Source organism: Providencia burhodogranariea DSM 19968 (assembly GCF_000314855.2).
Taxonomy (GTDB): domain Bacteria; phylum Pseudomonadota; class Gammaproteobacteria; order Enterobacterales; family Enterobacteriaceae; genus Providencia; species Providencia burhodogranariea.
Genome location: NZ_KB233222.1, coordinates 2,373,750 through 2,380,253 on the forward strand (window position 1 = coordinate 2,373,750; position 6,504 = coordinate 2,380,253).

5 protein-coding genes and 1 pseudogene are annotated in these 6,504 nt (G+C 37.3%); 2 read left to right on the plus strand and 4 right to left on the minus strand.

From position 1 onward, the window contains the following. Nucleotides 1-193, plus strand: a pseudogene (locus tag OOA_RS20050) (IS5/IS1182 family transposase); the annotation flags it as partial. Between the two features lie 288 nt (nt 194-481). Here the strand turns inward: OOA_RS20050 and aroG are convergent. The 3 genes from aroG to nadA form a co-directional block, all read right to left on the minus strand. After that, on the minus strand, nt 482-1,537 hold the full coding sequence (gene aroG, locus OOA_RS10115) for a 3-deoxy-7-phosphoheptulonate synthase AroG (protein WP_008912058.1): 1,056 nt from the start codon (nt 1,535-1,537) through the stop codon (nt 482-484). Nucleotides 1,538-1,906: 369 nt separating this feature from the next. After that, entirely contained in the window at nt 1,907-2,629 is a 723-nt protein-coding gene (gene pnuC / locus OOA_RS10120; RefSeq protein WP_008912059.1) for a nicotinamide riboside transporter PnuC, read from the minus strand. Between the two features lie 204 nt (nt 2,630-2,833). Next, nucleotides 2,834-3,880 (minus strand): quinolinate synthase NadA, encoded by a 1,047-nt coding sequence (gene nadA, locus OOA_RS10125; RefSeq protein WP_008912060.1) that lies wholly within the window; start codon nt 3,878-3,880, stop codon nt 2,834-2,836. A gap of 345 nt (nt 3,881-4,225) precedes the next feature. On the opposite strand from nadA, the gene OOA_RS10130 reads away from it, so the two are divergent. After that, on the plus strand, nt 4,226-5,101 hold the full coding sequence (locus OOA_RS10130) for an aminoglycoside 6-adenylyltransferase (RefSeq protein ID WP_008912061.1): 876 nt from the start codon (nt 4,226-4,228) through the stop codon (nt 5,099-5,101). A gap of 116 nt (nt 5,102-5,217) precedes the next feature. Here OOA_RS10130 and phoC read toward each other — a convergent pair whose 3' ends face one another. Then, the gene (gene phoC, locus OOA_RS10135; RefSeq protein ID WP_008912062.1) at nt 5,218-5,964 is read right to left on the minus strand and encodes an acid phosphatase PhoC; all 747 of its coding nucleotides are present in this window, start codon (nt 5,962-5,964) and stop codon (nt 5,218-5,220) included. Between the last annotated feature and the right edge of the window lie 540 nt (nt 5,965-6,504).

The window sequence follows — 6,504 nt, forward strand, 5'->3', positions numbered from 1 at the left end:
AAGGCGAAAAGTGAATCTTTTAAATAATGATCATATGGATTGGGAGCTTTATAAGATCCGACATTTTGTTGAAAATGCATTTGCTCGGATTAAACATTTTAGAGCGATATCAAGTCGATATGACAAATTGGCGAGAAATTACTCATCGATGGTCGCATTATCATTGATTATGATGTGGTTACCAAAACACTGATGAGCAATTTTTACACAAAGATCAACAGCCCCTAGGCATGATTAAAATAATAATTATATAAACCTATCCATATGAAAGATGGGTTTATATAAACTATAATATTTAATTAACTGTATGAATTCACGATTATTAAAAATCACATCGTCGAGATAATTAATACTAGCAAAAAAATCTAAGCATTATTCTTTATTCAATTAGTTAATCGCCTTCCTTAGGAATAAAATAATTTAATAACTAAATAACTGAGTAAGAAGCGAATGCTTTCCACCACTTACTCAGTTCTCGACCTTATTTTTGACGACGAGCAATCACCGCGTCTGAAAGTTGACGTAAAACTTTCTCAGTATCATCCCAACCAATACAAGCATCAGTGACGCTTTTACCGTAAACTAAAGGTTCACCAGATTCTAAATTTTGATTACCTTCAACAAGATGACTTTCAATCATTACACCTGTAATAGAACGATCGCCTTGACGTAATTGCTCACTTACATCGTCTGCAACAATCATTTGTCTTTCGAATTTTTTGCTACTATTTGCATGGCTAAAATCAATCATAATACTTGGTGCAAGTCCCGCACTAACGAGCCCTTCACGCACAGCTTTAACATGTTCAGCACTGTAATTTGGCTCTTTACCACCACGTAAAATAATGTGGCAGTCCGGGTTACCACTGGTATTAACAATAGCAGAATGACCCCATTTAGTAACAGATAAGAAACAATGAGGTGAGCGTGCCGAATTAATCGCATCTATAGCAATTTTAATCGTGCCATCAGTCCCATTTTTAAAACCTACTGGGCAAGAAAGGCCTGATGCAAGTTCACGGTGAATTTGAGACTCAGTGGTGCGCGCACCAATCGCGCCCCAACTCATTAAATCAGCAACATATTGCGGACTAATCACATCTAAAAACTCACCAGCCGTTGGCAAACCTTTATCATTAATTGTCAATAACAGCTCACGAGCAATACGCAAACCATCATTGATATTAAAGCTATTATCCATATGAGGATCGTTAATTAGCCCTTTCCAACCAACCGTAGTACGCGGTTTTTCAAAATAAACTCGCATCACTATCTCAAGGGTACCTTGAAGTTCTGCACGAAGTTTATTCAAACGCTCAGCATATTCCAAAGCTGCTTGAGTATCATGAATAGAGCAAGGACCAATCACTACTACCAGACGATCATCTTCACCTGACAGTATATTATGGATGGCGAGACGTGCTTCATGAACGGTAAACGCCGCTTTATCAGTTGCAGGGAACTTTTCAAGCAAAGCTATCGGTGGTAACAATTCTTTTATTTGTTTAATTCTGACGTCATCGTTCTGATAATTCATACTCGTTAATCCAATATTTATTTTTTATTTAGTTGATTTACATACCTTATGGATTTCAAGTTACAGCACGCTGGTAAGCACTCATTGCTGAGCTAGGCGCTAAATGAGGATCACACTCTATCACTGGTGGTACTGTAATTTGAAAGACGGCAGGCATCGAAAATTTAATCTAACCGTTCAGCTGCATTCTGTAAACAAGCAACAGCGGTATGAAATAACTAATTTTAAACGTCAAAATTATAAAATGAGGCTAAAGGCAATTAATCAGCACAATAACCCTATATTTAGGTAGGTTTTTAGAGTAAAAAGAAACAAAAACGGTAAAATAACGATGATATTATTTTATCCGTTTATTGTTAATTTTCGTTACTATTGGTTTGATAACGGCGAAGAGCCATTTTGTTTCGCTGATTTAAACCAAAGCCTTGAACCATTCAACGCGATCCCAAGCAAAATCAAATATTCTAACGACATAGCATAGACGCCTTGTTTATAGAATATCACAATGCTAATCACATTGATGATGACCCATAAGATCCAATTTTCAACATATTTACGTGTCATCAGTATCATCGCAAACACTGATAAGACCGTCATTGTTGAATCCCAGAATGGGAATGCGTCCGGCTCTAATACTGGCATTTGCAGGTTAGCACCAAACAGGTTTAATGCATCAACCGCCCAAGCCGCTAATACACCAAATACCATATCGATATTGAACGTTAAATACGCAATTGCTAGCACAGAAATAACGACCGTTATCATAGCTTTAGGGAGGCTTAACCAACGAATTTTCAATTCAGTTTGTTGGCTATTATCGACTCGGCTCCATGCATACCAACCATAAATATTGGCGACAAAGAAGAAGACTTGTAAAAGCAAATTAGCATATAACTGAATCTGGAAAAAAATAACGCCAAATAACGTCACGTTTATTAAACCAAATAAGTAGTTAATTGTTTTTTCAAAGCTAGCGAGCAAAATGCATAATAAACCTGCAATGGTGCCGACTGCTTCTATATATGACAATTCATAAACACTGTTCCAAAGTGGAATATTTACTAATATATTGGTTGTGCTAAAGAAATCCATCCCGAAATCCCTATTTCAATAATATGTGATGTAACAGCCTCATTGTTCACAGTAAATGCACATATTTATTATTATGTGCAAACCATATACGTCAATTTTAATTATTCTTGGTATTACCAATTAGCATGCTTTCAGCAAACTGAATCACATGATTTATTTATGCTTACTAAAACATCTTTACTTATTAACAACAAGCATATTGAGTTACTTAGCGCTTAAGCTTTCTGCAAAATCTAACATTCTATTTAAAGGAAGCATCGCCTTTTCACGTAAATTATCACTAACGTGAATTTGATGCTGTTCACCATAGCTCTCAAGAGCCTGTGTAATCGCTTTTAAGCCATTCATTGCCATCCATGGGCAATGAGCGCATGTACGGCAAGTTGCGCCTTCACCGGCAGTAGGTGCGATATATAGCGATTTTTCAGGGCAAGCCTGCTGCATCTTATAAAAAATGCCTTTATCGGTTGCAACTATCAGCGATTTGTTTGGTAATGTTTGTGCCGCTTTAATCAATTGGCTAGTTGAGCCAACTACATCAGCAAAATCGACAATAGCTTGTGGCGATTCAGGGTGTACAAGCACTGCTGCTTCAGGATATAGCGCCTTCATTTTGCTTAATGATTGCGTTTTAAATTCATCATGAACAATACAAGCACCTTGCCAACATAAAATATCAGCGCCCGTTTTTTGTTGTACATAACGCCCTAAATGACGGTCTGGTGCCCAAATAATTTTTTCACCTAAACTATCAAGGTAATCAATCAGTTCGACGGCAATACTCGATGTCACAACCCAGTCAGCTCGTGCTTTGACTGCTGCGGAGGTGTTGGCATAAACCACAACAGTGCGGTCTGGATGTTCATCGCAAAAGCGAGCAAAATCTTCTTCTGGGCAACCTAAATCAAGTGAACACTCAGCATCAAGTGTCGGCATGAGGACATTTTTTTCAGGGCTAAGAATTTTTGCTGTTTCTCCCATAAAACGCACACCAGCAACTAGCAGTGTGGCAGCAGAATGACGCGCACCAAAACGAGCCATTTCTAGGGAGTCCGCTACACATCCTCCGGTTTCTTCAGCAAGTGCTTGAATTTCAGGATCGGTATAATAATGTGCAACAATAACGGCATTTTTTTCAATCAGTAATGCTTTAATACGCTCACGATAAAATTGCTTCTCATCAGTATTTAATCGCATAGGTTTAGCCGGAAAAGGATAAATTGACTGATTGAAATCAATAAACACGCTCATCTTTTGCCTCTGTTTAGTATAATGCAACTTGATGTTTAATATAGACCGAAAAAAGGTAAAAAAACGCAATTTTGTTTTATATACTAAACACAATACCCTACTTTTATAAATAAGTCTTCTCGATTTTTCTCTCATTCTTTAGCAATGAAATAATTGATTATTAGTTTATGCCGATAATAATTAAAGGTGCATGTAAGCAGTGAGTAAAAATATCGAGACGCATAGATAACTACGTGACTAGGGTGAATGCGCGCAACCAACACCCCTGTAATTCGAAGTATGACGGGTATTTTGGTAACTTTACAGGTATCGTACCTATATACTCCCACATTCAATAGGTTAGACATGGAATCACCTGCGTCTTTAATAAATAAAATAATTTCGGTTTCGTTGCTCGATCCTAGAATTGAAGCTGTTGCCTTGACAGGTTCAAGAGGAAGGGATCATAACGTTGATAGCTATTCAGATATTGATATTGAATTAATCGGCTTTGGGGCAACTGAAATCTTTCATGAACAATATTGGATTAATCAGTTTGGCTCCCCTTTAATAGCTTTGCATCTCGAAAATAAAGGCGATGATGAGCCAGAATGGCCGACTTGCTTAGTGATTTATGAACAAGGTAGAAAAGTCGATTTTACATTTGCTGAGCCTACTCGCCTTCAGCAAATGAAACAATATGGACTTGATAGTACCTACTCCAGAGGTTACACGATACTGTTAGATAAAACTGGCATTAGCGATGGCGTACCTGATAGTAATCAAACCTCAACAATACCGAAGCTATTGAATGAAATTCAATTTAATGACCTTTGTACTAATTTTTGGTTTGAAGCTCATCAAGTTGCTATCGCTTTAGCCCGCGATGAATTATGGAGTGCTTGGTCTAGAGATGTTGATATGAAAAATGCTCTACTCACTTTGGCTGAATATTTAACCTCAATAACAAGTGAAGGGAAACAAGATGTTTGGTATCACGGAAAACACTATCATACGTGGATGCCTTCACATATGCTTTCCTCGATGGAAACCCTCTTCGATTATAGCAATGCACAAAAAGCTTCACATTCTTTGTTCCAGCTGATGAATTGTTTCGACGAAATTGCAACTGAAATTGCGTCACAACTCAATTACTCTATAAATCACACGGTGAACCAAACTATGCAAGCATTTGTGACTAGCCTATTACAAGATAATGGATTATTGCCTGAAGAACTTTAGTCCAAGGGAAATTAAACGCTTTGAGCTTAAGCGACTACTCACAGAATTTACCAATATAAGATAATAAACCGTCCTGCTAGAAAAAATATGGTCAGGACGGTGATATTCAATAGCAATTATTTTTTTAACTTCACAAATTCATCTTTCGCTTTTTGTAACTGCTTCTGGAATTCAGGGTTGGAGTGGAGTGTAGCAACCGCTGCTGATGCTACGATACGTGCTGCATCAACATCGCTTTGCCAATGGTAACCACAAATAACTCGACTTTGGCCAAGTTCATAGCCGCGTTTTAAAATATTATCTTGGTGCTCTGGGTTGATTTCTGATAGCACTAACGCAGAGGCCCAACCAATTGAGGTATGCCCTGACGGGTAGGAACCATTTTTAGATAATTTATCCTGATCCTTAGTGTTACAGGTTGCAACACCATAAAAAGCAAATGGGCGGATCCGCATATATTCTTCTTTTGCCGAACGAGTCGCTAAATCTCCTGCATCTTCAATCATATTAGTCAGTAGCTTATGAATTTCAGGTGCATCTTTTTCTGTAATAGGATAGCCAAATGCCTCAGAGAATGCATTTGCTACCCCCCCTGCGGCAAGGTCAGCGTCCGCGGCAGCCTGTTTTCCTCGTTCAGTATTTCGCATTAAACGCCCTTTTTCATACATTGCTTGGTCGTTTAAAAATAAAATACTACCGACCTCTGGTGGAGGTGGAAGTAATGCTAAGCTATCAATAGCTTGAGAGTTTTTTAAATAATAAAGATCAGGTTTTGTAGTGACATCATTTCCTGCTGGAATGGCTGAAAACGCACTTGTTGAGACAAATAATCCCGCACAGAAAACCGCTAATAGTTTTTTCATCTTACATCCCTTTTCTATTTCACATAAAACAATAAGAGAACCAATAATTAATAGTGCAATTATTTATACACCTCTTAATTAGGTTAGTAAGAGCGCAAAGTAAATATTTTGATTCGCATCACGAAATAAGTTTATGACTATCACTTTAAGACTTTAATAGACCATTATGGATCATCATCAACCTCTTATAACATCACAATGGCTTCTAAAAAAGATTACCGTTTATAAGCTTACATTTCATAGCGGTACCCCTCCCCAATATAATAGCGCAATAAATAATCAAATTTAAAAATGACTGTATATTTTGTTTATTGCTTTAAATGAAGTGTATTTATGAATACTAGTGGGGAATGAATTTTAGATTTTCTGATTTATCTTCGCTATATCAGTAAGTGATCACTGATTTTATTTATGTTATGCATGAGCTTGAACCTAATTTTTTATCTGCACTCGATGTGCAATAAGCTAATTTGGAAGAAATTCGCTTGAGGATTTTGGGGGGGGAATTTATTTAGGGATTTTGAGATGATGGGTAGTGCA